General features: G+C 46.5%; 22 protein-coding genes. 15 read left to right on the forward strand and 7 right to left on the reverse strand.

Annotated features, from left to right (window positions below; genetic code table 11):
* Positions 1-123: 123 nt before the first annotated feature.
* The 7 genes from FG11_RS07190 to prmB all read left to right on the forward strand — a co-directional run bounded on the left by FG11_RS07190 (position 124) and on the right by prmB (position 8991).
* Positions 124-2007, forward strand: a complete 1884-nt coding sequence (locus FG11_RS07190; RefSeq protein ID WP_020182396.1) for a potassium transporter Kup — start codon at positions 124-126, stop codon at positions 2005-2007.
* Positions 2008-2096: 89 nt separating this feature from the next.
* Entirely contained in the window at positions 2097-2912 is an 816-nt protein-coding gene (locus FG11_RS07195) for a M48 family metallopeptidase (RefSeq protein WP_047534005.1), read from the forward strand.
* 239 nt (positions 2913-3151) lie between these two features.
* Entirely contained in the window at positions 3152-3979 is an 828-nt protein-coding gene (gene dapD / locus FG11_RS07200; RefSeq protein WP_047534007.1) for a 2,3,4,5-tetrahydropyridine-2,6-dicarboxylate N-succinyltransferase, read from the forward strand.
* Positions 3980-4411: 432 nt separating this feature from the next.
* Positions 4412-6493, forward strand: a complete 2082-nt coding sequence (locus FG11_RS07205) for a bifunctional diguanylate cyclase/phosphodiesterase (RefSeq protein ID WP_235276356.1) — start codon at positions 4412-4414, stop codon at positions 6491-6493.
* A 62-nt stretch (positions 6494-6555) separates the two neighbouring features.
* Entirely contained in the window at positions 6556-6906 is a 351-nt protein-coding gene (locus FG11_RS07210) for an ArsC family reductase (protein WP_047534009.1), read from the forward strand.
* A gap of 40 nt (positions 6907-6946) precedes the next feature.
* Positions 6947-8086: a succinyl-diaminopimelate desuccinylase gene (gene dapE, locus FG11_RS07215; RefSeq protein ID WP_047534011.1), complete on the forward strand. Its 1140-nt coding sequence runs from the start codon at positions 6947-6949 to the stop codon at positions 8084-8086.
* On the forward strand, positions 8083-8991 hold the full coding sequence (gene prmB / locus FG11_RS07220) for a 50S ribosomal protein L3 N(5)-glutamine methyltransferase (protein WP_025224572.1): 909 nt from the start codon (positions 8083-8085) through the stop codon (positions 8989-8991). Before dapE ends, prmB begins: the two co-directional genes overlap by 4 nt.
* A 10-nt stretch (positions 8992-9001) precedes the next feature.
* Here prmB and rluB read toward each other — a convergent pair whose 3' ends face one another.
* The 3 genes from rluB to FG11_RS13275 all read right to left on the reverse strand — a co-directional run bounded on the left by rluB (position 9002) and on the right by FG11_RS13275 (position 12888).
* A complete protein-coding gene (rluB, locus tag FG11_RS07225; RefSeq protein ID WP_025224573.1) occupies positions 9002-10174 on the reverse strand; it encodes a 23S rRNA pseudouridine(2605) synthase RluB in 1173 nt (390 codons plus the stop codon).
* Between the two features lie 82 nt (positions 10175-10256).
* Entirely contained in the window at positions 10257-11948 is a 1692-nt protein-coding gene (gene recJ, locus FG11_RS07230) for a single-stranded-DNA-specific exonuclease RecJ (protein WP_047534013.1), read from the reverse strand.
* Entirely contained in the window at positions 11932-12888 is a 957-nt protein-coding gene (locus FG11_RS13275; protein ID WP_152604053.1) for a hypothetical protein, read from the reverse strand. Before FG11_RS13275 ends, recJ begins: the two co-directional genes overlap by 17 nt.
* Positions 12889-13062: 174 nt before the next feature.
* Between FG11_RS13275 and FG11_RS07240 the strand changes: the two genes are divergently transcribed.
* Genes FG11_RS07240 through FG11_RS07250 form a run of 3 tightly spaced genes read left to right on the forward strand, consistent with a single transcriptional unit; the run spans position 13063 to position 18155 of the window.
* Positions 13063-15075, forward strand: a complete 2013-nt coding sequence (locus FG11_RS07240) for a TonB-dependent receptor plug domain-containing protein (RefSeq protein WP_047534014.1) — start codon at positions 13063-13065, stop codon at positions 15073-15075.
* 12 nt (positions 15076-15087) lie between these two features.
* Positions 15088-16032, forward strand: coding sequence for an ABC transporter substrate-binding protein (locus tag FG11_RS07245; RefSeq protein ID WP_081739950.1), 945 nt, complete (start codon positions 15088-15090; stop codon positions 16030-16032).
* A complete protein-coding gene (locus tag FG11_RS07250; RefSeq protein ID WP_025224578.1) occupies positions 16029-18155 on the forward strand; it encodes an EAL domain-containing protein in 2127 nt (708 codons plus the stop codon). The genes FG11_RS07245 and FG11_RS07250 overlap by 4 nt, the downstream gene beginning before the upstream one ends.
* Before the next feature lie 66 nt (positions 18156-18221).
* On the opposite strand, the gene FG11_RS07255 is transcribed toward FG11_RS07250, so the two are convergent.
* A complete protein-coding gene (locus FG11_RS07255) occupies positions 18222-18842 on the reverse strand; it encodes a glycine zipper 2TM domain-containing protein (RefSeq protein ID WP_232418361.1) in 621 nt (206 codons plus the stop codon).
* Positions 18843-19086: 244 nt separating this feature from the next.
* Between FG11_RS07255 and FG11_RS07260 the strand changes: the two genes are divergently transcribed.
* Positions 19087-20115, forward strand: coding sequence for a pentapeptide repeat-containing protein (locus FG11_RS07260; RefSeq protein ID WP_047534016.1), 1029 nt, complete (start codon positions 19087-19089; stop codon positions 20113-20115).
* Here FG11_RS07260 and FG11_RS07265 read toward each other — a convergent pair.
* The gene (locus tag FG11_RS07265) at positions 20112-20780 is read right to left on the reverse strand and encodes a Crp/Fnr family transcriptional regulator (RefSeq protein WP_020182412.1); all 669 of its coding nucleotides are present in this window, start codon (positions 20778-20780) and stop codon (positions 20112-20114) included. The genes FG11_RS07260 and FG11_RS07265 overlap by 4 nt on opposite strands.
* Before the next feature lie 78 nt (positions 20781-20858).
* Complete coding sequence (locus FG11_RS07270) at positions 20859-21560, reverse strand: MBL fold metallo-hydrolase (RefSeq protein ID WP_025224581.1); 702 nt, start codon at positions 21558-21560, stop codon at positions 20859-20861.
* 63 nt (positions 21561-21623) lie between these two features.
* On the opposite strand from FG11_RS07270, the gene FG11_RS07275 reads away from it, so the two are divergent.
* The 4 genes from FG11_RS07275 to FG11_RS07290 are packed head-to-tail and all read left to right on the forward strand — an operon-like array spanning position 21624 to position 24515.
* On the forward strand, positions 21624-21959 hold the full coding sequence (locus FG11_RS07275; RefSeq protein ID WP_020182414.1) for an ArsR/SmtB family transcription factor: 336 nt from the start codon (positions 21624-21626) through the stop codon (positions 21957-21959).
* A 20-nt stretch (positions 21960-21979) separates the two neighbouring features.
* Complete coding sequence (locus FG11_RS07280) at positions 21980-22423, forward strand: TIGR01244 family sulfur transferase (protein ID WP_047534018.1); 444 nt, start codon at positions 21980-21982, stop codon at positions 22421-22423.
* Between the two features lie 40 nt (positions 22424-22463).
* Positions 22464-23696, forward strand: coding sequence for an NAD(P)/FAD-dependent oxidoreductase (locus FG11_RS07285; RefSeq protein WP_047534021.1), 1233 nt, complete (start codon positions 22464-22466; stop codon positions 23694-23696).
* Positions 23697-23702: 6 nt separating this feature from the next.
* Complete coding sequence (locus FG11_RS07290) at positions 23703-24515, forward strand: sulfite exporter TauE/SafE family protein (RefSeq protein ID WP_081623266.1); 813 nt, start codon at positions 23703-23705, stop codon at positions 24513-24515.
* A gap of 8 nt (positions 24516-24523) precedes the next feature.
* On the opposite strand, the gene FG11_RS07295 is transcribed toward FG11_RS07290, so the two are convergent.
* Positions 24524-25978: a M17 family metallopeptidase gene (locus FG11_RS07295; RefSeq protein ID WP_047534022.1), complete on the reverse strand. Its 1455-nt coding sequence runs from the start codon at positions 25976-25978 to the stop codon at positions 24524-24526.
* Between the last annotated feature and the right edge of the window lie 74 nt (positions 25979-26052).

The following is a 26052-nucleotide window of genomic DNA, read 5'->3' on the forward strand; positions in this document are numbered from 1 at the left end:
TGTTTCGCATTCAGAAAGACTAGCTAGCAAGAAAACTGTAAAATTAGTGAATGCGCTAGTGTGTTTATTTCTCAATATGTTTATCATACGCCTTTAGATTAGGTATCTACGTACTCGCCATCTATGCAAAACCAATCTGTTGCAAAACAACCTCTGCACGTACTATCCATGGCTGCGCTCGGGGTTGTTTTTGGTGATATCGGCACCAGCCCACTGTACACCATGAAAGAAGTATTTTCTGTCGGGCATCATCCCATCGCACTCACAGTAGAAAACGTGTACGGCATTCTTTCGCTGATTACCTGGGCACTCATTCTCATCGTTTCCATTAAATATGTGGCCTTCATTATGCGTGCGGACAACCGCGGTGAAGGCGGCATTATGGCGTTACTGGCATTGGCCAGCCGCAACGCCGACCACAATCCAATCAAGCAACGCAAAATCATGATGCTAGGCATTTTGGGTGCGTGTATGTTTTATGCCGATGGCATGATTACGCCAGCGATTTCTGTACTTTCTGCGGTAGAAGGCTTAGAGGTAGCGGCGCCTAGCCTACATACACTGATTGTACCCATTACCTTACTCGTACTACTGGGCTTATTTTGGACCCAAAGCAAAGGCACCGCCGTGGTGGGCGCATTCTTCGGCCCAGTCATGCTGTTATGGTTTGGCACACTAGGCGTACTCGGGGTAATCAATATCTCACACGACCCCACCATTCTCAATGCCCTCAACCCGATCTACGCCATCAACTTTTTTGCGCACCAACCTTGGACAGCCTTTGTAGCACTAGGCGCGGTGGTGCTGGCTGTCACTGGTGCAGAAGCGCTGTACGCAGACATGGGACACTTTGGTAGACTGCCGATTCGGCTTGCTTGGTTTGGCTTTGTGCTGCCAGCCTTATTACTTAACTACTTTGGACAAGGCGCACTGATTCTGCATGATGCCGCTACCGTACAAAATCCGTTCTACCACCTAGCCCCTGACTGGGCATTGTTCCCACTGATTATTTTGGCCACACTTGCTACCGTGATTGCCTCGCAAGCTGTGATTACCGGCGCATTTTCAGTGTCTCGCCAAGCTTTACAGCTTGGGTATTTACCACGCATGCATGTCACCCACACCTCTGCCAGCGAGCAAGGCCAAGTCTATATGCCGCGCGTAAACTGGGGGCTAATGGTTGCGGTCATGGTCTTAGTCATCAGCTTTGGCAGCTCTGGTGATTTAGCAGCAGCGTATGGTATTGCCGTGACTGGTGACATGGTGATTACGACACTACTGGCAGCCATCGTGTTCCATGAAATCTGGGGCTGGAGCAAACTCAAAACCGGCCTACTGGTCACGTTATTCTTAACGGTGGATTTAGCTTTCTTTGGCGCAAACGTACTGAAGATTCCTGACGGCGGCTGGGTGCCACTCATCATCGGCACTATTATTTTTATACTCATGCTGACATGGAAAACCGGCCGACGCTTACTCTACACGCGCCTAAAATCCGAGTCGATGGAGTTGATTCCTTTTATTGATGCCATTGGCGCTCACCCGCCCACTAGAGTTGGCGGGTTCGGCATGTTCATGACGCCTAATCCGGAAGGCGTACCCCACGCGCTGTTACACAATCTCAAACACAATAAAGTGTTGCACGAAAAAGTAGTTATTCTGACCGTGCGTTTTACTGACTTTCCTCACACCAACTCACAGGAACGTGTCACTGTAGAGGCGATGCCCTATCAGTTCTATCGCGTGTTGGTGAATTACGGCTTTAAAGACGAACCAGACTTGCCGAGAGACTTACTACTTTGTAGCCAGCATGGACTAGAGTTAGATACGATGGATACTTCCTTTTTTATCGGCAAAGAAATTTTATTAGCCAAAGAAAAAACCGAAATGTCGATCTGGCGCAAAAAGATTTTTATCGCCATGTTCCGCACCGCAGAAACCATTACTAACCAATTTAAACTACCACCCAATCGCGTGGTCGAACTGGGTACGCAAGTAAAAATTTAAAGCCCCAATGGCTGAATCAACCAAAATAAAGTTGATGCGTTAGTACCATCACCACAATAATGCAACACAACAATGTTTGAGGAGATTTTATGAAAACGCTGCACATCACACTCATTTCCACCCTACTGCTAACGCTTGTCGCTTGTGCCACCACCACCAAAGATAGCGTTTCCGGGGTAAAACGCTCTCAATTCATGCTGCTCCCGGCAAGCAGTGTGGACACGATGTCTGCGCAGGCTTATACCCAGACACTCAAAGAAGCTGAAAGCAAAAAGACCCTGAACGCAGATAAAGCCATGGTAGATCGTGTGCGTCGTATTTCTAACCGGTTGATTGCACAAGTCGGCGTGTTCCGCCCCGATGCAGTGAACTGGAAGTGGGAAGTGAACGTAGAAAAAAATGATCAGCTCAATGCCTACTGTATGCCTGGTGGAAAAATCATGGTGCTATCTGGTTTAGTTGAAAAAATCAATGCCACCGATGACGAACTAGGCGCGGTGATTGGCCACGAGATTGCCCACGCGTTGCGTGAGCATGGGCGCGAACGTATGTCGCAAGCTTATGTACAAGAGTTTGGCTTACAGGCTTTGGCCGCCATGGTAGGCGGCACAGCTGGTAGCGTAGCCGCACAAGGCGCTGGCATGGGGTCGCAATTATTCTTCTCTCTCCCTAACGGGCGTGAGCAAGAACGTGAAGCTGACAAGATGGGCCTAGAACTGGCTGCACGCGCTGGCTATAACCCTGATGCAGCCGTCACGTTATGGCAAAAAATGAGTGCGCAATCGAAAGACGCACCGCCTGAATTCTTTAGTACGCACCCGGCTAGCGCTAATCGTATTGCCGATTTGAAAGCGCTTGCACCAAAAGTAAGGCCGCTATATGAGGCAGCAAAAGCAGGCAAATAAGCGTTTACACCTGTAAAAAATACTTTCAAAGCACACCGCCTGTCGGTGTGCTTTTTTTCATTTAAAAGCTATACCCATACAGCCTAATCATGAGCATCATCAAAGATAGCTTGCACTTAAACTTTTGGTGTACAGACAATTAGTTTAAAATGCTACCTTTTGATGCGCGACACTTTTGCGCATCCGTTTAACCTTATTCTAAATTCAACCCTATTCTAACCATCGATTAAGAGAACATTATGGATCCACGTCAAAGTATTATCGAGGCAGCATTTGAAGACCGCGCCAATATCAACCCTACCAACGCTTCTGCTGAAATCAAATCCACAGTGGCAACTATTCTGGCAGATTTGGATGCAGGTAAGCTGCGTGTAGCCTCACGCGTGGGTGATACCCAACAATGGGAAACACATCAATGGCTCAAAAAAGCGGTACTACTGTCTTTCCGTTTAGAAGACAATGTATTGCTAGATGGCGGTTGTACTAAATACTTTGATAAAGTGCCGCCAAAATTTGCTGACTACACCGAAGAAGACTTTAAAGCTGGTGGTTTCCGTGTAGTACCCAATGCGATTGTCCGTCGCGGCTCATTTATCGGCAAGAACGCAGTATTGATGCCATCTTACGTCAACATTGGCGCTTACGTGGGTGATGGCACCATGGTAGACACATGGGCCACAGTCGGTTCATGTGCACAAATCGGTAAGAACGTTCACTTATCTGGTGGCGTAGGCATTGGTGGTGTATTAGAGCCAGTGCAAGCCGGCCCAACCATCATTGGCGATAACTGCTTTATCGGCGCACGTTCAGAAGTAGTAGAAGGTGTGGTGGTTGAAGACAACTGTGTGATTTCAATGGGTGTTTACATTGGTCAATCCACCAAAATTTACGATCGCGAAACCGGCGATGTATTCTATGGCCGTGTACCTGCAGGCTCCGTTGTCGTTTCAGGTAACTTACCATCTAAAGATGGTAGCTACAGCCTGTATTGCGCTGTGATCGTGAAAAAAGTCGATGAGAAAACGCTAGGAAAAGTAGGCATCAACGAATTGCTCCGCGGCATTTAAGCATGCTCGCACTTGTCAGGTAATGGCTTAAATTACAGACATTGCAGTGAAATGAGGCACATGGATATACAGTATCTATGTGCCTTCATTTTATTGAAAAACTCAGTACCACCGACATAAAACTGCACGTTCACACCACAAAAAGTTAATCCCACCATTCGATTTTTAGCTGTACCAATACCGTTAAAACCGTTCGATTCTCGTCGGTAAAAACAACCACAACACACATCAAAAAGCGTTAAAACCCATCACGCTACGCGTCAATAAAAACAATCTCAAGCTATTGTTTTTATAAGCATTTATCCCAACCATTTCACACCAAAAAATAATCTGGCACGTCTATTGCTTATCACTAGCAACTTCAATCCAAACCGAACATATAGACAACACATGCTTTCAGAATTTAGTAGCTCTATACTGCTGATTTCGCTCATGGCGGGTGCCCTGGCTTGCTTTGCCACGTTTGGCTTTGTCGCGTCTCTATATAAAGCCAGCCCAAGACAATACAAACGATTATTGACTGTGTATTCCGCGCTTGTTGGCGTAGGTTTATTCGCCATTCACTTTATGAATATGCGTGCATTCAACCACAGCTACATGCATGAGCTTTCTTATTTGTATTTATTGTTAGCGCTGATTTGCGCCAGTACGGTAGGCGTGTCTGTGTTACATACAGCCAATCGTCATACTTTACCCATTTACTCTTTGATTCTTGCTGGCCTGCAAACTGGTATTGCTGGTTTTGGTATCTTTATTTTCTTTACCAAAGCCATGCTGCTAAATCAATTCGAGATTTTATTGCTCCCCGCGATGTTGGCAGTGGCGATTGCGGTTGGCGTTGGCATCTTAGGCATCATCACGTTTTACTGGCTTAAAAGCTATGAGGGTGCACATCGTTATTCTGTGCGCGCATTCTTTTCTATTCTGATCTCTATTGGCATTCTCTCCACGCACCTTGCTTTCAATACCAGCATTGCAAGCACAGGCGAATACGCAACCGATAGCAGTGTATTGAACTCCAGCTTTATTACCATGCTGTTTGCCATGGTGTTGATTTTTGTATTCTTAACCGCGTTTATCGTGGTGGTGTTTTACGATCGCCTGAACCCCAATATCGCCAAACGTATTAACTTTAAAAACACGACGTCGACGTCCAATACATTGGATTCGTTTGATCCGCTGACAAAGCTGCCTAACCGCAATGCGTTGAATCAGCACTTGCAACTAGCCGCTAACCGTTGTGACCGTCTCAATGACAGCATGGCACTGGCGTATATCGACTTGGATCACTTTAAGCCGGTGAACGACTCATTTGGCCACCACGTGGGCGATTTATTGCTGATTGAAGTTGCCGAACGCTTTAACTCTTCTATTCGCAATTGCGATTACATTGCACGTGCAGGCGGCGACGAATTTGTTGCTATCCTGGGCGAGATTGATGCACACGAAAGCATCGTAGCAGTAGTGCAACGCATGATTGATGCAGTCAAAGAGCCATTCTTTATCGAAGGCCATTTAATTGAAATTTCTTGCTCAGTAGGCGTTGCCATCTATCCGCGCGATGGCAATTTGGAAAAGCTGAAAGTAAGCGCTGATGCCGCCATGTACAAAGCCAAAGAAAATGGCCGTAATCAATTTAGATTCTACGATGCTGAAATCGAACAAGCTTCTGATGAAATGCAAAAAATCAGAAAAGAGCTATTGGATGCGATTGAAAAAGATCAATTCACACTGCACTTTCAACCTAAAGTCATCGCTAAAACACAAGCGCCGGCTGGTGCAGAAGCCTTGCTGCGCTGGAACCACCCGACCAAAGGCTTGCTCACGCCTATTTACTTTATCGAGGCCGCAGAACGCTTTGGCTTTATTGACAAGATTAACAACTGGGTATTGATGCAGGCGTGTAAAACCATTGCAGATGCACGTGAGCACGGTATTGCCTTGAGCTTATCCGTCAATTTATCGCGCCAGCAGTTTCGTAATGCGTACTTGGTAGATGACATTAAAAAGGTCATGGAACAATATCAAGTGCCTCCGCAAAGCCTTATTTTCGAGATATCTGAAACGCACGCGATTCATAACCAGAATCAGTTTAAAAAATTGCTCTCTAAATTCAAATTTGCACACCTCAAAGTGTCCATTGATGACTTTGGCTTACATCCATTCAGCCTGACTTACTTGCAGAATCTAGAAGTCAGCGAAGTGAAATTAGACAAATCATTTACTTCTGGTGTGGCCAAATATAGCTCTGCGCTTGCCATTGTAGATGCGGTGGTCAAGTTAGCCCACGCGCTTAATTTAACGGTGGTGGCTGAAGGTGTGGAAACCGATGAACAACGCCAAGCGCTTACCACAACGGGTTGCGATCAGATGCAAGGTTATTTCTTTTCCAAACCGGTGCCAACCGCGCAGCTATTTACGATCTACCACACGCTCAATCATCGTTTCAGCGAAGTGGGTGAGTATTCGATTAACGACTACTTACCTCAAGAAGCCTACCCCGAAGATACCTAAGCATTTCCGCATCCATAGCAAACTCCCTGATAAAATAGCGTTTTAGATTTTAGGGAGTGGGGATGAAACTGTACGGCATACCCAATTGCAACACCGTTAAAAAAGCACGTGACTGGTTAGATACCCACCACATCGCCTATGAATTTCACGACTTTAAAAAACAAGGCATTTCACCAAAAAAGCTCCAAGCTTGGCTAGACCAACTACCAGATTCCAAACTGATTAACCGTGCTGGCCTCACCTGGCGTGGGTTAGACGATACAACCAAGCAAAGTATTATAGACAACGCCAGCGCAATTGCATTGATGTCCGCAAAAACTTCTGTGATTAAACGCCCGATTTTAGAAAAAGACAGTAAAATTATTGCTTTAGGATTTTCAGAAACCGAATACAGTGCGCTATTCAAACAGTAAAATAGTCCAATAGCACACCGTCCATAAGAAAGACTTCACCATGTCAAACACGCTAGACCTTGCGATTGACTTACTTCAGCGCCAATCCAACACACCGGAAGATGCAGGCTGTCAGGAGTTAATGATTTCACGCCTTGCGCCCTTGGGCTTTAAGATTGAGCGCATGCGCTTTGGCAATGTGGATAACTTCTATGCACGTCGTGGCACAACAGCGCCACTGATTGTGTTTGCAGGACATACCGATGTGGTGCCGACCGGCCCTCTGGATAAATGGCACACACCACCGTTTGTACCAACAATCAAAGACGGCATGCTCTATGCACGCGGCGCCGCCGATATGAAAACTTCACTGGCAGCATTTATCACCAGCATAGAAGAGTTTATTGCTGAAAATCCAAACCACACGGGCTCAATCGGCTTGCTGATCACCTCGGATGAAGAAGGCGTAGCGGTAGATGGTACGGTAAAAGTAGTAGAAGCCTTAAAAGCGCGTGACGAGCATTTTGATTACTGCATTGTGGGCGAACCCACTAGCAATAAAGTGGTGGGCGACATGATTAAAAATGGCCGTCGCGGCTCACTCTCAGGCAAGCTGACTGTAAAGGGCATACAAGGCCATATTGCCTACCCGCACTTGGTCAAAAACCCTATCCATTTGGTGGCCCCTGCCATTAAAGACATGGTAGATACCGTGTGGGATCACGGCAATGAATATTTCCCGCCCACTAGCTGGCAAATCAGTAATATGAACGGCGGCACTGGCGCTACCAATGTCGTGCCCGGCGAAGTTGAAATATTGTTCAATTTTAGATATTGCGCTCTAGTAAACAATGCTGGCAGCACAGAAACCAATTTAAAAGAGCGCGTACTCGCCATTTTGGATAAACACCAACTGGAATATGATTTGGAATGGGAACACTCCCCTAGCTACATTACGCCGCGTGGCAATTTGGTAGAAGCCATTACCGAAGCCATTCAACAAGCCTACCAAGTGACACCTGAGCTTTCCACCACTGGCGGCACCTCAGATGGCCGCTTTATTGCAGACATTTGCAAACAAGTGATTGAATTTGGCCCACTCAACGCTACTATCCACAAACTCAACGAGTGTGTGGGCGTGGCCGATATTGAGCCACTCAAAGAAACTTACAAACTCACCATGAAGACCTTACTTAAATGAATGCCTCCCCCAGTATTACGCAATCGTTAATCACTATTCGCGATTGGCTACGTTACACCGTCAGCCAGTTTGAGCAGTCAGATATTTTCTTTGGTCATGGTACTGATAATAGTTATGACGAAGCAGTATGGTTAATCATGAGCGCATTGCATTTGCCACATGACACACTTGATAACTTTTTGGATGCAAAGTTGACAGAACCTGAACGCAAGCAATTGCATCATTTGCTTGAGCAGCGCATTACCAAACGTGTGCCTACCGCTTACTTGGTACGGGAGGCTTGGTTGCGCGGCTTTAAATTCTACGTCGATGAGCGTGTGATTGTACCGCGCTCTTTTATTGCCGAATTGCTAGAGGATGGCTTTCAGCCTTGGATTGAGTTTCCAGAGATGGTGGAATCCGTTGCCGATATTTGTACAGGCAGCGGCTGTTTAGGCATTTTACTTGCCGACACTTTCCCGAATGCGCAGGTGGATGTAGTAGATATTTCACCGGATGCGATTGCAGTGGCCAATATTAATATTGCTAACTATGGCTTGCAGCAGCAAGTGCATGCGATTCAATCCGACATGTTTGGCGCACTGACTGGCAAGACTTACGATGTGATTATTAGCAACCCGCCTTATGTGGATGCGCCTAGCATGGCGGAATTGCCAGCGGAGTATCGCAATGAGCCGCAACTTGCATTAGGAAGCGGCACTGCCGGATTGGATCACACGCACACGCTATTACGTGAGGCCGCGCAGTATTTGAACGATGATGGGATTTTGGTGGTGGAAATTGGGCATAACCGTGAGGCCTTGCTAGACGCGTATCCTAACTTGCCATTTACTTGGCTAGAGGTTGCATCTGGCAACCAGTTCGTATTTCTACTCACCAAGGCCGAGCTGCTAGGCGCGGCATAACTGAGTCGAGCTAGCCGCGCCCGCGATTCCTATCGCTTTTCTTTTGCATAGCTGGTGGCGCCAAATCGGTCGACTGTCGAATACGGCGATTGACTGGTTTTTTAGCGCTAGGTTTTCTAGCAGCATTGTCTCGACCATTTGATGTACGATCTGATGACTCTTTACTGCCGAATTTAGCGCCTTCACGTGCTGCACCAGATCGGGTTGTATTGGGTCGCGCTGAGCCTTCTGCATCCAACTCGCGTGGCACACGGTTCAATACACTGCCGCGCTGCTTACGTACTTTAGGCACAAACACTGTAGTCGCTTTGTCTTTCTCACGCTGCGTCAGCTGTTTAAGTGGCGCTTTGGGTACAGGTAAACCTGCCCACTCTAATAACTCCACCACTTGCTTTTGTTCCAGCTTTAACATGCTGCCACGCTTCACGCGCGGAGGTAAATTTACTGGGCCAAAGCGTACACGCATTAAACGGCTGACTGGTAACTGAAACGCCTCAAATAGGCGACGCACCTCACGATTACGGCCCTCACGGATAATGACTTGATACCAATGATTTGCGCCCTCGCCCCCTTGTGCAATGATACGATCAAAACTGGCAGGGCCGTCTTCTAACTCAATGCCTTGGGTCAGCATGGCCATTTGCTCTTCCGTCAACTCACCAAACACGCGTACCGCGTATTCGCGCTCCACTTCATAACGTGGATGCATAAAACGGTTGGCCAACTCGCCGGAGTTAGTAAAAATCAACAAGCCGCTGGTATTGATATCCAAGCGGCCAATCGCAATCCACTTACCTTGCTTAATCCGTGGCAACTTATCAAATACGGTGGCACGGCCTTCCGGGTCATCCTGACTCACAATCTCGCCTTCCGGCTTGTGGTAAATCAATACTTGAGGCAATTCCGCTTCAAATGGTAGTCGCAATGGACGGCCATCTACACGCACCATATCATGCGCAGTCACCCCTGCACCCACTTGCGCAGTTTGCCCATTGATCGTCACACGACCATTGGCAATCAGCTCTTCCATATCACGGCGAGAACCCAAGCCTGCCAATGCCAACAGCTTATGTAACCGTTGTGTATGTTGCGGCAACGCTACACCATCAGCATCCACCTCCACTGGGGCGGCTTGCGGGGCTTTTCGGGTAGTATCACGTTGCTGTTTAAAAGGGCGTGCCATAAGAGAACTCTATTTTGAATCGTGCTATTTTACCGCAGATGAGCTTGATTCTTATGATTATTTCTAGTTTAGGGCCAAACACTTAAGCGTGTGCGTACTTTAGTTGCAGTTGCACTTGCTGTTGCCCCTTATAGTCATTGATCTGTAATTGATAGACCGCATGCACTTGCTCAGGCAATAATTCAGCCTGATTAAAGTAAATCGCATCGTAACGCGACTGGCCTTTCTGCAATTGTAGCTTCAAGTGCTTTTCGCCCAAGATACGCTGACTGACCACACGAAATTGGTCATAAAACATCGGTGGTGGAAACCCTTGCCCCCATACCTGTTTCTCTAATAACGATGCTGTTTCCAAGGTCATCTCATCTGGCGTTAGCGCGCCATCCGTTTCAATAGCTTCTTGTAAATCCTCCACCGTGATATACGTGCGCACGGCAGTCTCAAATGCCTGCTGAAATGTGAAAAAATCAGTGTCACGTATGGTTAACCCTGCGGCCATGGCATGTCCACCAAACTTAATAATTAATGTCGGATGCTGCTTAGTCACATAATCCAATGCATCACGTAAATGCAATCCCGGGATTGAGCGTCCGGAGCCTTTTAACAAACCCTCGCCTGCGGATGCAAACGCAATCACCGGCCGATGATATTGCTCTTTGATACGTGACGCCAAAATACCGATGACACCCTGGTGCCATTCTGGCTGATAAATGCTAAGGGTAAACCTATCTGCGACTGTGACCTCTTCCAAATCGGCCAAGGCTTCCTGCTGCATCCCCGCCTCGATTTGACGTCGTTCCACATTGAGCGCCTGCAACTGTTGTGCATCAGGCATGGCTGCTTGTATGTGATCAGCCAACAAACAACGAATGCCAAGTGCCATGTCATCTAGTCGCCCCGCTGCATTTAATCTTGGCCCCACATAAAAACCTAGATCTTGCGCGGTGACTTTATGCATATCGCGTCCGGCACACTGCAGAATCGCAAGAATGCCCGGGCAACAGGCACCCGCCCGAATACGACGTAGCCCCTGCTCGACCAAAATACGATTATTGCGGTCCAGTTTGACTAAATCTGCCACTGTACCCAACGCCACTAAGTCTAACAATTCGGCTAACGGGTATGGCTGTGCAGCGTCCATACGGCCTTGCGCAATCAGTTCTGCACGTAACGCCAATAATACGTAAAACATCACGCCCACACCTGCCAAATGCTTGCTGGGAAATGTGCAACCACGCTGATTGGGATTCACAATACAAGTCGCCTGCGGAGTAGCTTCTGCTGGCAAGTGATGGTCTGTGACCAACACTTGTATCCCCAACGCATTGGCGTGCGCCACACCCTCTATACTGGCAATGCCATTGTCCACCGTTAAAATTGCATCTGGCTTAGATTGATGGGCTAGTTGCACAATTTCCGGCGTGAGTCCGTAGCCATATTCAAAACGATTAGGCACCAAAAAATCTACTTGGGCGCCCATGCCACGCAAGCCTTTCACCGCAACCGCAGTGGCTGTTGCACCATCTGCATCATAATCGCCCACCACTAATATTTTGCGTTGCTGCGCAATTAACTCGGCTAAACATTTAGCCATGGCCGTGTTTTGCATGAGTAAATGCGGTGGAATCAAATGCTTGAGCGTACTTTCCATAGACACTTGCGAATCCACACCTCTTGCCGCCAATAACTTGGCTAATAGCGGATGCACGCCTGCATCCACCAGCATTTGTGCGTTTTCAGTTGAGTAGTGCCGTGTTTTAATGAGTTTGGTCATAATGCGCTACCAGTGATGCGATGGTGCGAGGCTTACGCCAGAGCTTCCAGCGATCGGATGATGTAAGTGTGACCTGCAACGTGCCTTGTGCTACTGGCCAATAGCAATCTAATCGCTGTATTTTTTTAAAACGTACATTGTCGTAAATAGTGTCCCAATCCACTATTGAATCATCCTCTACCAACATACATGCCGATTGCACACCTTGTTGTAATACCTCGTTGATATCTTTGATCGAAGATTGCAGAGTAACAGGCGACTTTACCAATTTAATATCAGGCGATGTAGGTGGCAATGTGTCTGCACTAACACCGGAAAACCAAACACTATTAACTTCCGCCAACCCATGTTGCGCGCGCTGCTGATTGATTGGATGCTCATGCATCAGCATTTGCACCTGATTCATGATTTGCCGCAAACGCTGTGCATCGGGGCCTGTTGGCATATAGCGTTGAATATTGCGTTGTAAGGCCGCTTGTGCAAAATGTGTCTGCAGTTGCCAAACATGCGGTGTTTTTAAAAACCAATACTGCTGTGTGTGGCTTGGTAAAAACTGTAACTGTTCTTCTGCAAAAAACTGATTCAGCAAATCAGTAAGCGTGTTGTACTCATCTGCGCTAAGTTTAACCAAGCCCTCGAGCGCAAATGAATCACGTTGCAAAGACAAATACACAGGCTGTACTAATAATAAGCTGCCTGATAGCAAGCTGTCTTGGTCTGCACTTAACGTATCATTTTCGGCTGATTCTGCCGTCCATAACCAACGCGCCAAGGGCCATTCGTTTTGCACGCCTATCCCCAGTTGCTGTAGCCACAGCGTATCGGTCACTTGCTCTAAAAAACGGGCATGACCGAGCGTTAAAATTTTGCTTTTACCCGAATGGGGAGTATCTTTTGCTTGGCTTCCCAAGTATCCTATCTGATAGATAGATAAGTTCATGATTATTAAGTATTCAGTATAGAAAATATGGCTGGCAAGACGACTCGCACAAGCAAGCAGTATTGTATAATGCAACCGCCTGAGAAGATTGACTATTTATCTAAGCACCATACAGTTTTTTCATGCTTAACCTGTCAATCACGTTCTAGTGTCATCACTCGTGAGAATAAGCCGATGAAACCACACCTATTGCTGAGTTTGTGTTTACTATTGTTGGGCAGCGTCAACGCGTTTGCGGATGATGCCACTCAACTTGCCTATTTGCCTGAAGACGACTATTTGGGTGATGTGCCACAAGTGCTGACCATTGCGCGATTACGCCAATCCGCTTCGGATGCCCCGTCTGCCTCTACCATCATTGATCGCGAAACCATACGCGCAGCCGGCATTATTGATTTACCTGAGATTTTTAGATTGGTGCCTGGCTTTTATGTAGGCACCAATGCTGGTTTTATTCAAAACACCAACCATGTGGTGAGCTACCACGGGCTGACCGATGCTTATTCAAGAAGCATGCAAGTCATGATTGATGGCCGCTCTATTTATCAACCACTATATGGTGGTGTGCAATGGAGCGAGATTCCTATCACCATCAATGATATCGAACGCATTGAAATTACACGCGGCCCCAATGCCGCCAGTTACGGCGCCAATGCATTTTTAGGCACCATTAATATCATTACGCAATCACCCACCGGCGCTAACGGCAATCGTGTATCCGTTAATCATGGCAATGGCCGCAATGAGGCGTTCTATCATCATTCTGGAAAAGTCAGCGACCTCAGCTACCAAGTCAGTACAGGCTACCGCGAAGACGATGGTTTGAGCAATCGCTCTGACTTTAAACGGACAAACCTAATCAATGGGCGTGCCAATCTCAAAATTTCTGATAAGCATGACATTGATTTTCAACTGGGGTATGCGCAAGGCAAGCGCCAAGAAGGCGATGACCAACCTGATGCTCTGCTGTTTATGCCGAGAACGCATGATATCAGCAACCATTTTGAGCTGGTTAAATGGAATATGCACTTGACGCCTAAATACGATTTCTACGTACAGGCATTTCATACCAGAGACAACAGTGATGACGTAGTGCCCACAGCCGTCTTACCGTTTCCAGTATCTCCTAGTGTACAGACCTATCGTAACCCATATCACTTCGACCGCTATGATATCGAAACTCAATTATCGGCCAATCTAAGCGACAATTTTCAATATGCAGTGGGCGGAAGCATTCGGCGTGATCGCTTATATTCGCCATTTTGGATAGGCAGTAATAACACACAAAACTTTGATTTAAGAAGACTATTTGCCCAAGCGCAATACGATGTTCACCCTAAGCTGACACTCAACGGCGGCTTTATGATTGAAGACAATGATTTTACTAATACCGATTTCTCCCCCAGAGCCAGTATGAACGTGCATGTCACCCCAAATCAAACTGTTCGCTTGGGCTACTCAGAAGCATTCCGCACGCCAAGTTATTTGGAAGAAAAGTTTAGAGGCAGCGTATTAGTCACCACAGCATTTCCACAAAAACTTTTATACCAACGCTTTTTTGATGAGGGCAATTTAAAGCCCGAAAAAATACAATCACGCGAGATTGGTTATGTCGCCAAATGGGACAGGCTTTCGGTAGATGCCAGATTTTTCCACGACACCATCAGCAACTATATTACCGAATTTGATAACAACAGTTTTGTAGCGCCTGCTGGCACTGTATTAGTAGGTGGAGATGTTGGCACATTTCGCAATATGGGCTCACTAGATATGCGTGGCTTTGAAACACAACTGAACCTAGCGCTGGGCGAAGATACCAAACTGATGGTGAACTATGCGCATATTAAAAATTTACCCAACAACGTCAAATCTAATGAAATAGATGATTTGATTGACGCCACCCCCAGAGACATTTCCAGCTTTTTGCTTTCGCATCACTTCTCAGACAATTGGGACGCCAGTTTTGCCGGTTATTACAATTCACCAGTCAGAGCACTGGGAGATGGCAACCCTGTCGATAGCAACCACCGTTTTGATGCCCGCGTGGCCAAGCGCTTCAAACTATCCAAGTGCGATGGTGAGGTTTCACTCAATATCCAGAACATCACAGATCGCCATGAGAAAGAGTTTGCAGACTATAACGTTCTACGCCGACGCGGCTTCGTCAATGTGAGATTGGATTTCTAGCCCGTGAATGTGATGTCTTATTTCAGTATGCGTGCACGACTACAATGCCTGTTCGGCCTAGTCGTCTTGTTTTATTTTGGGCTCAACCCCATACACGCTTACGCCTGGAGTAACGTCACTATTCTGACCACCAATGATACGACTGCCGTAGCAGAGTTTGTCAAACAGCTGAAGATAGAAATTAACGAGCAGAGTGGGATTAAAGTCAATGTCTCTAAAAACGATAGCGGCTTATCGATTAACATCCCTAAAGATACTTTAGTCGTGGCGGTTGGCACACAAGCGCTTTCTTATGCGGGCAACCTAGATGAAAGTACGCCCGTGATAGGCGTATTGGTGCCTAAATCCAGCTATGAAAGCATTTTAAAAGAAAGTGAGCGTAGCCCAGATCGTTTCTCGGCTATTTATTTAGATCAACCTTTTACACGCCAACTCGCGTTGATTCGCGCTATTTTCCCTAACTTGTATACTATGGGCGTATTGCTTGGTCCGGTATCTCAGTTTCAAAGTAATGATTTACAAAGTGCCGCTAAAAAATTTAATATGGAAGTGAATATCCGCCTAGTCAATAAGGCCGATGAGCTTCAAAGTAACTTGGAAAAACTCATGATGAGCAAACAGTTGCTGCTCGCGATCCCAGACCCTTTGATTTATACGCGAGAAACCGCACAAACCATATTGCTGACCACTTATCGTCACCAAACACCGGTCATTGGCTTTTCACAATCGTATGCTAAATCTGGTGCAGTGGCGGCTGTATTTAGCAGTCCAAAACAGTTTGCATCCGAAGTAGCCAACACCATCAAACAATTACCTAAAGACCATGTAACATTGCCGCTAGCAAAAGCGGCCAACCAATTCTCCATTGAAATTAACCGTCAAGTTGCCCGCTCGCTTGATATTCGAATTGCTGATGATGCTGTAATTTATCAGCAAATGTTAAAGGATGAAAAATGAGCTTTTTTAATAAGCTTGGTATTAAAGCAAGGATGATGCTACTAACCGTAGTGCCAACGTTTGTGATTACACTTTTCTTGACGGCGTATTCAATTTCAAAAAGCATCAATACACTCAATGACTCGCTGAGCGACCGAGGCCGCATTATTGCCACACAAATTGCCCCCGCCAGTGAGTACGGCGTACTTTCTGGCAACATCAACTTTTTACAGACACTGATTCAGCAAACCATCTCGCGTGAAGATGACATCATTTCGATTTTAATTACCAATACAGAAGGCGTTCGATTAGCCGTTAGCGGACAGATCCCGTATCAAATCAAGCCCAATGTCAGCAATGACTTATCGATTAAAGAGATTAATCAAGCCGAATACATTGTGTCTAACGCGCCGGTGATTCGTAATGTGGTGGAAATTGACGACTTCTACGATGGCACCAATAACATGTTGGAAGCGAATAAACGTGCAGAGGTCGTTGGTCAGGTCTATGTGGCATTGAGCAAAGACCGCATTAAAGCCACCAAAAAATCCATGATTTGGAAAAGTTTGCTGTTAGGTCTCATTGGGTTTCTGACCAGCAGCATTTTGGCTTACCGTTTGGGGCGCAGTATTACCAACCCTATTATTTCGATGGCGGAATCTGTGAAGAACTTAGGTGCCGGGCATCTAAATTTACGTGTGGACGAAGATGCCGCGGGCGAGATTAAAACCTTGCAGCTTGGGCTTAACACCATGGCCAACCATATTCAAATGGCGCATGATAGTTTGCAAGACCGCGTACACGATGCAACACGCATGTTGCGTCATCAGGCACAGCATGATGCGCTGACTGGTCTGGTCAACCGACAAGAGTTTGAGCGCCGCCTGAATGTGGCTTTGAACGATGTCAAAATCAGCAATGCGCAGCATATTTTCTGCTATATGGATTTAGACCAATTCAAGGTAGTGAATGACACCTGTGGACACCGTGCCGGTGATGAATTGTTGCGACAAATTAGCCTGATACTAAGCCAGCGCGTGCGTGAAGAGGATACCTTTGCCCGCCTGGGTGGTGATGAATTTGGCCTATTGCTCACCAATTGTGATGTGCAAAATGCCCTGCTGATTGCAGAAGAAATGCGCTCCATGGTGGAAGATTTCCGCTTTGTGCATGATAACCGCATGTTTAAAATTGGCGTGAGCATCGGCATGGTCGAAATCACATCCGAGATGCAAGATTTGGGTGACATTACCAGCTATGCCGATGCCGCCTGCTATGCAGCCAAAGACAATGGCCGTAATCAGATTCACCTGTTTAGACACCATGATGATGATTTGGCGAGACGCCATGTGGAAATGGAATGGGTATCGCGTATTAACTCCGCGATGGATGAGAACCGCTTCTGCCTGTATTGCCAGCCTATCTTGCCGTTGCAGGATGACAATAACAATATCTTTTATGAGATCTTAATTCGTAAGATTGATGTCGACGGCACCATTATTTTGCCGATGGCGTTTATCCCATCGGCCGAGCGTTATCACTTGATGTCTAAAATCGACCGTTGGGTCATCAACAAGACGTTCTCTATTTACCATCAACTCATTAATACCAATGAGCAACATGACTTCTTACTGACCATCAACTTATCCGGCATGTCACTCAGCGATAAGGGTTTGCTTGGGTTTATCAAAGACCAGTTTGAGCTATACCAAGTACCGCATACTAAAATTTGTTTCGAGATCACAGAAACCTCAGCCATTATTAACTTAACCAATACCATTACATTGATGCAAGAGTTGAAAGCCATCGGTTGTAAATTCTTATTAGATGACTTTGGTAGCGGTATGTCATCATTTGCGTATCTTAAAAATCTACCGGTAGATTTCTTAAAAATGGACGGTGGCTTTGTCAAAGACATTACCCGTAATGACATTGATTTGGCCATGGCCAAATCTATCCAAAGCATTGCCGAGGCAATGAAAATCAAAACCATTGCCGAGTTTGTGGAGGATGCAGAGACCATGAAGTTACTGAAGAAAATGGGCGTCGATTATGGTCAAGGGTTTTACTTAAGTAGCCCTATGCCAATTGAAGCAGCACTTGGCAACTTTAGGCAACTTAGCTTATTGCAACAGTCTCAATAGCTGGCTAACTGATACATTCCAATAAAAAAGCCGTACTTTGCAGTACGGCTTTTTGTTTCAAGCTGATTACCAGTATTGGCGATCACGCTGTTTACCACGTCCACGGCCAGGATGGTTGTCGTCATCCCATTTTGAGGGTTTGTACACCACCTCGGTCACGTAGCCACTTGGTCTTACCGCAACATTGACCGGGATAAAACGGCCAGGATCACGTTCTGTGACAGTCGTATATTGGCGACCATTGTATTCATAATTCACCAAATAGCCTGTAGTCACAGATTGCCAGTTATCGACAGTCACGCAACGCTCAACTGGTCTCGTTTCCACACGCTCGCGGCCATATCCAGCATCACGGTTATCATAACGGTCACCTACAACCGCACCTAAACCAGCACCTACCGCTGCAGTCGCAATACGTCCGTTACCACCACCAAAGCGGCTACCGATTAAACCACCGGCAATACCACCCACAATGGCACCTGCATTAGAACGGCGTGGCGCTTCATAGTAGCTCTCACGCACATATTCGGTACGGCACTCTTGACGCGGGCTATTCACGCGTTCAATTTGTGGTGTCACTGAGAGTACACGTGCACGGTCTTCATATTCGTGGTCAGCTAACGCTGGCAACGAAACAGACGTTGCTAATAAACCTAACCAAATACTGTGATGCATTTTAACGCTCATTTCATTCTCCTCTGAGTATTCTGCTTTATTGGGCAGATAAGCACATAACGAGTTGACCATGGCCGTTGACGACAAGTAATTGTTAATAACTTGTATCTCATGAAAATCATGAGCTGGTTGTAAGATAGTGAAATTGGCTACGTGAATTTAGTTTATGTGACTTTAGTTACTGTGAGGAATGCGTACCCGCCTATACTAGCTGACATCTGCTGACACAAGCAGCTCATCACTATTGGGGGCTATCATGAAATCATTCAGTTACTTTATTACCATCACAGGCCTACTTTTCTCATCATTGGTTTGGGCTGGCGAGCTTGGCAACAACTGCGCCACAGGGCTATCGACTGGCGCTATGATGAAAACCAATTGCGAGGTCAATGCGCTATACCAAGGTAAAACCTATTGTTTTAGCAGTGCTGCTGCTAAAGAAACTTTTTTGACGAACCCAGACATGGTGATTGAAAAAGCAACCGCCTTTTATGCAAAAAACGCAGAACCAGAGCGCGAGAAAATTACACAAGAAGCAGCGCTTACACAAATTGCCAGCAAACAATGTGATTTAAGCAACAAAGATGCAGGCTACTTAATTTTTAACGGCATGGATTTACGTCACTGCAATATGCAAAACGTCAGTTTTTTTGGTGCTGAACTCAAAGGCGCCAATTTAAGTGGGGCCAATTTATCTGGCGCCTACCTTAATTTGGCGCGCTTAGAAAACGCCAACTTTACCGGTGCCAATTTAAGCAATGCCATTATCTTTCAAGCCATATTTAGTAAAACCAATTTTAGTCAGGCCAATTTAAGTAATGCCAGAATGATAGGCACCTTAGGCAATGTGGATATGCATGAAGCTAACATTAGCAAAGGTCGCTTTGGCCTAGACATGGGAAACCAACCGATGGGACAAATGAAGTTTGACTCTGTGGGCGGCAACTTTGCTGGTGCTAATTTTGAAGGGGCCGATTTGAATATTGCAGCCTTTGCTTTTGGCGATTTGCGTGGCGCCAATTTGCGCAATACTAATCTCTACCGTGGTGATTTAAATAAAGCGGATCTAACAGGTGCGGATCTTACCGGCGCCAACTTAACCGATGCTGAAGTAGATGGTGCTATATTTAAAGATGTCAAAGGCTTAGCCACGGTTAAAGGCTTTGACACCACCAAAGGTAAATGTATTGATTGTAAAGTGACGCTATCAGAGAGCGAAGCGCCTGCGGTATCTAAAACAGCGCAACTACAAGCACAAGCTTGCGTGATGCAAATACAACATTAATGATTGGCCATATTCAATAACTGCGCGCGGTCTTGGATATTGACCTGACCGCGCCCCATGGCCACCCAACCTTTTTGCTCAAACCGTTTTAATTGTCGGCTGACCACTTCACGCGCGGTGCCTAACTCATCTGCAATTTGCTGATGGGTGCGTGATACATTATTGTTGCCTGCATCTAATAATAGCTTAGCCAAACGTGCATCCAAGGTATGAAATGCGACCTCATCCAACAACACGATTAAATCACTGATGAGCGCACCATAATTGGTCATCACAAATGTTCGAAACACTCTAGAGTCAATCATAAGCTGATTGAATGCAGGTGCTGGAATAACAACATCACGAATTGCCTCTTCGACCACGGTAGATGCCGGGTAATTGCTGTTCCCCAGTAAACAGGTAGTGGTTATGACGCAGGTTTCGCCGGCATTGACGCGGTATAGCAAGATCTCGCGCCCGCTAGACGACATTTTGAACACACGGGATTGCCCAGCCAAACGCATGACATAAGCACCACACGCCCCGCCTTCACGATAACCCACCGTACCAATTGGCGCTTCTACGATACGCGCATATTGAGCCAATAGCGCCTTTGCTGGAGATTCTAATGCCTCCAAGTCCGGGAACATCGTTAACCACTCAAGCGAAATTGGTGCGTTTTGCATCGTTGTCTCCTATGATTGACGTGCATTGTAACGCTAATGATTCAGCTTGTGCACTCATACTGTGCGCACAAACGAAGCTTACCCCTGCAGCAGAGTATCCTCATCTACGCCACATTTGCGATTAGCCGGTACGGCAATATCAATCATCTTTGGTTTTGGCAAATTAAGCTGTTGCATCAGTGCAATAAATGCCTCTCGCGTTTTGCCAGACAAACGAGGATTAATCGCTTTCTCTTGCGCGATGCAACTCACCCACCTACCTTGATAATCATGCGCCGGATACACCAAAGTCTCATCAGGTAGTATGAATAAGCGCTGTGTAATACTGTCGTACAGTGTACCGGCATCCCCACCTTGAAAATCGGTACGGCCACAGCCATTAATCAACAGCGCATCTCCGGTAAATACTTTGTCTTGCCATACATAAGAGACGCTACCAGGGGTGTGACCAGGGGTCGCTATTACTTTGACAGATTGCTGCCCCAACTTAAGTACGTCGCCATCATTGAGTTGCAAATCTGCACTGGTGGCACCACATTGTTGGCTGACCGCAGTTTGGATGCCGAAGCGTTGACGCAGTTTGCCACTAGCGGTGACATGGTCTGCATGTACATGGGTTTCCAAAGCATACTTCAACGTCACGCTTAACTCTTCTAATAGCGCAACATACACCTCCATCTGACAATCGACCGGATCGATCAATGCGGCTTCTTTTGTTTGGTCATCCACAATCAGATAGGTAAATGTAGAAGACTCTCTATCCAACAATTGCTTAAACATATACACTCCGATTAAAATATTGAAAAACATTATATATTAAAATATAATATAAAAATATTAACCATGACGATAACTATCACACAATCTAATATTAACTTTGACGAACTCCGTGCTTCGGCCGACAAAGCCTGCAACTTGATGCGCGCCATGGCCAACACGGATAGACTGATGTTGCTTTGTCAGCTATCGCTAGGTGAAAAATCCGTGGGTGAATTAGAAAGTATCTTAGGCATACACCAGCCCACGCTCTCCCAACAGCTTACAGTATTAAGAGAGGCTGGTTTGGTGACCACACGGCGCGAAGGAAAAAGCATTATTTACAGTATCTCTAGCAAAGCCGCCATGGCGGTCATGCAAGTATTGCACCAGCAGATCTGTACACAATATACCAACCCTTAACGATTGAAGGAACACGCGTTATGGCACTTAGCATCACAAAAATCTCTGATGATTACAGCACGGCACCGCAAATTAGCCCGAGCGATGTTGTAGAAATCGCACAATTAGGGTTTAAGACCATCATTAACAATCGTCCGGATTTAGAAGGTGGTGCAGACCAGCCTAGCAGCGATGCAATTGCTGAAGCTGCAAAACAGCAAGGCATTCATTACGTCTATATTCCGGTGATCCCTAATCAAATTCAAGCGAGTCAAGTGGATGCTTTCAGTGCAGCGCTATCCGTCTCAGCAAAACCAGTACTCGGTTTTTGCCGTACGGGCAATCGTGCAGCTCAAATGTATACGCGCGCCACGGCCCAACGCAATACCCAAACAAACACGCCATTTCAAGCTATGTGTGCTTGGATAAAAAGCAAATGTTTGATTACCCGCTTTGTACGCTGGGTAAAAGCCAAGCACGCATAGCATCACCGTCATTTTATAATTATTAGAAAGCCCAAAAAAAATGGACGCACAAACGAATACTTTTGAAGTTGTGATTGTTGGCGGCGGCTCTGCTGGTTGTGGCGTCGCGGCCAGTCTATTAAAGCGCGACCCCTCGCTCTCGATTGCTATTATTGAACCGTCCACACAACATTACTACCAGCCAGCTTGGACATTGGTAGGCGCTGGTGAATTTGAAGCCAACAAAACAGTACGTGATATGGCAGATTGCATCCCGAATGGCGTGACTTGGTTAAAAGCAGCGGCCACGACGTTTGACCCAGCTACCCACCAAGTCCATACAGATCACTTAGGCGCTGTGACGTATCAGTACCTGATTGTATGCCCGGGCCTCACCCTGAATTGGGATGCGATTAAAGGCTTGAAAGAGTCTTTGGGCATGTATGGCGTCACATCCAATTACCGTTACGATTTAGCGCCATACACTTGGGAACTAGTGAAAAAATTTCACTCTGGCACCGCCATTTTCACACAGCCTGCCATGCCGATTAAATGCGCTGGCGCACCACAAAAGGCCATGTATTTATCTTGCTCACACTGGGAGCATAGAGGCTTGCTAAGCGGTATCAATGTAGACTTTCATAATGCAGGTGGCGTGTTATTTGGCGTAAAAGACTACGTTGAACCACTCATGCAGTATGTGCGACGCTATGGCGCGCATCTTAATTTCAATAGCACATTGATTGAGGTCGATGGCCCGAAAAAAACAGCCGTGTTTCAAATCAAAGATGCAGATGGCAACACGACTATCCAGAGCAAGAGATTTGATATGTTGCATGTAGTGCCGCCACAAACAGCGCCCGCATTCATTAAAGCAAGCCCGCTTGCCAATGCAGATGGCTGGGTCGAAGTCGATCAGCACACTTTGCAACATGTACGCTTCCCCAATATTTTTGGGCTGGGTGACGCAACCTCTACCCCCAATGCCAAAACACTGGCTGCGGTGCGTAAACAAGTAGTAATCGTGGCTGAAAATCTTTTAGCGCTTAAAGCTGGGCAAGCAATGCCTTCACGCTACGATGGCTATGGCTCTTGTCCGCTAACTGTAGAAAAAGGCAAAATAATTCTGGCGGAATTTGGCTATGGCGGCAAACTGGTGCCCACCTTTAATTGGGATTCCACCAAGCCGAGATGGTCTGCATGGATATTGAAAAAATATATTCTACCTACAGTGTATTGGCGCTTAATGCTCAAAGGGCGAGAGTGGCTTGCCCGTTGCGGCGCCTGCGGCTAACCCGTTTTGATATCAGAAATTAGCTTAATCAGCGCTGGTTTAGGCGCACTGGTCGGATGCATCTTGGCCCTCACAGGCGCAGGAGGCGCGATATTAGCGATACCATTACTTGCGTTTAGCTTAGGGCTTAACTTACAACAAGCTGCGCCCATTGCTTTACTCGCCATCTTTACCGCAGCATCTATTGGTACTTTACAAGGGTTAAGCCAAGGCTTAGTAAGGTATAAAACAGCATTGCTGATCGCATTGCTCGGTATCATTTGCGCGCCGTTAGGTGTGATGTTGGCCCATTGGTTACCACTCCCTCTGCTCAGTGGGCTGTTTGCAGGGATACTGATTAGCGTTGCACTGCGTAGTTGGCAATACGCAAAATTTGAGCAAATCGATAATAAAGATACGCCACCGCCTGCATGCACCATCAACCCAGCCACATCTAGGTTATTCTGGACAGCACGCTGCACTTGGCGACTGCTGTCTACCGGCGCATTGGCAGGACTATTATCAGGATTGCTTGGGGTAGGCGGCGGATTTGTGATTGTGCCTAGCTTGCAGCGCGCCAGCAATTTCAAACCTCAGGTGATTGTCGCGACGACGCTAGCCGCCATCGCGATGATTACAGCCAGCAGCTTGGCTTTGCATGGCGTTAAGTCAACTATCCATTGGCAGATAGCCCTTCCATTCACATTCAGTGCAACGATAGTTATGCTTGCACTAGGTACATTCAGTGAAAAAATCCCCAACGCTATCCGCCAAAAAGGGTTTGCAATACTGTGTATCGTTGCAGCGTTTTACTTGGCGGCCAATGCGGTTATTCTTTGAAAAAGTGTCTAATCGGCAAAACGTTTAAGTAGCTCTAAACTTAAGCCAACGCCAAAACCATTGATATCCGACAATACAGCGCCCAACCCGCCTTTGCGATTATAGGATGACAAATCAATATGCACCCACGGTACATCATGCTCAATAAACTTGCTTAAAAAGCGTGCTGCATGAATGTGATCCGCGCCACCTTCTAACGTACATTGCTTAATATCGGCAATATCGCTGTCCAAATCCACATCGTAGTCCTCATCAAAAGGAAAGGCGACAACGCGCTCACCCACTGCATCACCAGCACCTACAGTCTTGCAAGCCAAGGCTGGGCGATTACTCATAATACCGCTCATGCGATCCCCCAATGCGGTCATCATGCTCCCAGTCAGGGTAGCAAAATCAATGATCAATTCGGGCTTAGCACGACTTGCTAAGGTAAGCGTATCTGCTAATACCATGCGCCCTTCTGCATCCGTATGCACAACCTCAATGCTCATGCCATTGAGTGCAGTGACGACATCATTTTGTTTGTAAGCCAATGGGCCAATGTGGTTTTGTGCAATCGCCAGCCAGCAGTCAATCTTAATAGGGAGCGCCTGTTGTGTTGCAGCTAGCAGCGTACCCACAGCCACAGCACTGCCATTCATATCTTCGTGCATGCCTTGCATATACTTTGCAGGTTTCAGGTTATGGCCGCCAGTATCAAAGCATATGCCTTTACCCACCAAGGCAATATGTTGCTTTGCGTCATTCGGCGCATACGTGATGTGCACAATCGCCGCATCTAGCGGGTCAGACCCTTGCGCTACAGCAACAAAAGCACCAGCGCCCATTTTCTTGAGGGCTGCCATGTCAAACTCTTCGTATTGCCAGCCATGGGTATTGGCTAGATCCAGCAGTTTTTTTCGGTAAAGTGCAGGCGTCAACTCATTAGGGGGCAATATGGTCAAGCTACGGCATAGCGCATTCCCCGCCACTCTCGCATTCACTCGCCCGTAAGCATGCTTTGCTTGATAGCCATAAATGGCAACCTCAGTTAACATATTGTTTTTTTGGTCTTTTTTTCGCGTAGGTAGTTGTACCGCATTCACTGTCACCACGTAATAACTTGCACATGCATTGGCCTCGCGTACAACCTCATCTCCATAGACAGCAATCGCAATATTGGCAGGCGACTCATCCAGCAGTGGCTTCACCGCCTTAGCTAATAGTGCGTGTTTTTGAAATACCGTTAACGTAGGCAACACTATCACCACGCTGGCTATGCCGCCATTCGTCAGCTCAATTTGCAAGGGCGTTTTCTGCAAATCTTTCCATTCCCCTGCTGTACGTGCAAGTTTGGAAGTAACAATTTGTAAAAACGGGCAATCATTTTGCGTTTCATCCCCCAAAACAATCAATATGTGTTTTTCTAACGATAGCGACTGTTCGCTACCGATAGGTGCATGTTGTGATAATTTTAACGACATTCAATCCCTTTGTACTCTTATATAAGATGTATAGAAAAGCTAGCAAAACCAATTTTAAATCCGCCATAAGTCAC

The sequence above is a fragment of the Methylotenera sp. N17 genome (assembly GCF_000799155.1).
Classification (GTDB): domain Bacteria; phylum Pseudomonadota; class Gammaproteobacteria; order Burkholderiales; family Methylophilaceae; genus Methylophilus.

Excerpts from the sequence above, each read along its gene's own strand:
- FG11_RS07190 (WP_020182396.1), top strand. The coding sequence starts at position 124 with ATGCAAAACCAATCTGTTGCAAAACAACCTCTGCACGTACTATCCATG.
- FG11_RS07195 (WP_047534005.1), top strand. The coding sequence starts at position 2,097 with ATGAAAACGCTGCACATCACACTCATTTCCACCCTACTGCTAACGCTT.
- dapD (WP_047534007.1), top strand. The coding sequence starts at position 3,152 with ATGGATCCACGTCAAAGTATTATCGAGGCAGCATTTGAAGACCGCGCC.
- FG11_RS07205 (WP_235276356.1), top strand. The coding sequence starts at position 4,412 with ATGGCGGGTGCCCTGGCTTGCTTTGCCACGTTTGGCTTTGTCGCGTCT.
- FG11_RS07210 (WP_047534009.1), top strand. The coding sequence starts at position 6,556 with ATGAAACTGTACGGCATACCCAATTGCAACACCGTTAAAAAAGCACGT.
- dapE (WP_047534011.1), top strand. The coding sequence starts at position 6,947 with ATGTCAAACACGCTAGACCTTGCGATTGACTTACTTCAGCGCCAATCC.
- prmB (WP_025224572.1), top strand. The coding sequence starts at position 8,083 with ATGAATGCCTCCCCCAGTATTACGCAATCGTTAATCACTATTCGCGAT.
- rluB (WP_025224573.1), bottom strand. The coding sequence starts at position 10,174 with ATGGCACGCCCTTTTAAACAGCAACGTGATACTACCCGAAAAGCCCCG.
- recJ (WP_047534013.1), bottom strand. The coding sequence starts at position 11,948 with ATGACCAAACTCATTAAAACACGGCACTACTCAACTGAAAACGCACAA.
- FG11_RS13275 (WP_152604053.1), bottom strand. The coding sequence starts at position 12,888 with ATGAACTTATCTATCTATCAGATAGGATACTTGGGAAGCCAAGCAAAA.
- FG11_RS07240 (WP_047534014.1), top strand. The coding sequence starts at position 13,063 with ATGAAACCACACCTATTGCTGAGTTTGTGTTTACTATTGTTGGGCAGC.
- FG11_RS07245 (WP_081739950.1), top strand. The coding sequence starts at position 15,088 with ATGTCTTATTTCAGTATGCGTGCACGACTACAATGCCTGTTCGGCCTA.
- FG11_RS07250 (WP_025224578.1), top strand. The coding sequence starts at position 16,029 with ATGAGCTTTTTTAATAAGCTTGGTATTAAAGCAAGGATGATGCTACTA.
- FG11_RS07255 (WP_232418361.1), bottom strand. The coding sequence starts at position 18,842 with ATGAGCGTTAAAATGCATCACAGTATTTGGTTAGGTTTATTAGCAACG.
- FG11_RS07260 (WP_047534016.1), top strand. The coding sequence starts at position 19,087 with ATGAAATCATTCAGTTACTTTATTACCATCACAGGCCTACTTTTCTCA.
- FG11_RS07265 (WP_020182412.1), bottom strand. The coding sequence starts at position 20,780 with ATGCAAAACGCACCAATTTCGCTTGAGTGGTTAACGATGTTCCCGGAC.
- FG11_RS07270 (WP_025224581.1), bottom strand. The coding sequence starts at position 21,560 with ATGTTTAAGCAATTGTTGGATAGAGAGTCTTCTACATTTACCTATCTG.
- FG11_RS07275 (WP_020182414.1), top strand. The coding sequence starts at position 21,624 with ATGACGATAACTATCACACAATCTAATATTAACTTTGACGAACTCCGT.
- FG11_RS07280 (WP_047534018.1), top strand. The coding sequence starts at position 21,980 with ATGGCACTTAGCATCACAAAAATCTCTGATGATTACAGCACGGCACCG.
- FG11_RS07285 (WP_047534021.1), top strand. The coding sequence starts at position 22,464 with ATGGACGCACAAACGAATACTTTTGAAGTTGTGATTGTTGGCGGCGGC.
- FG11_RS07295 (WP_047534022.1), bottom strand. The coding sequence starts at position 25,978 with ATGTCGTTAAAATTATCACAACATGCACCTATCGGTAGCGAACAGTCG.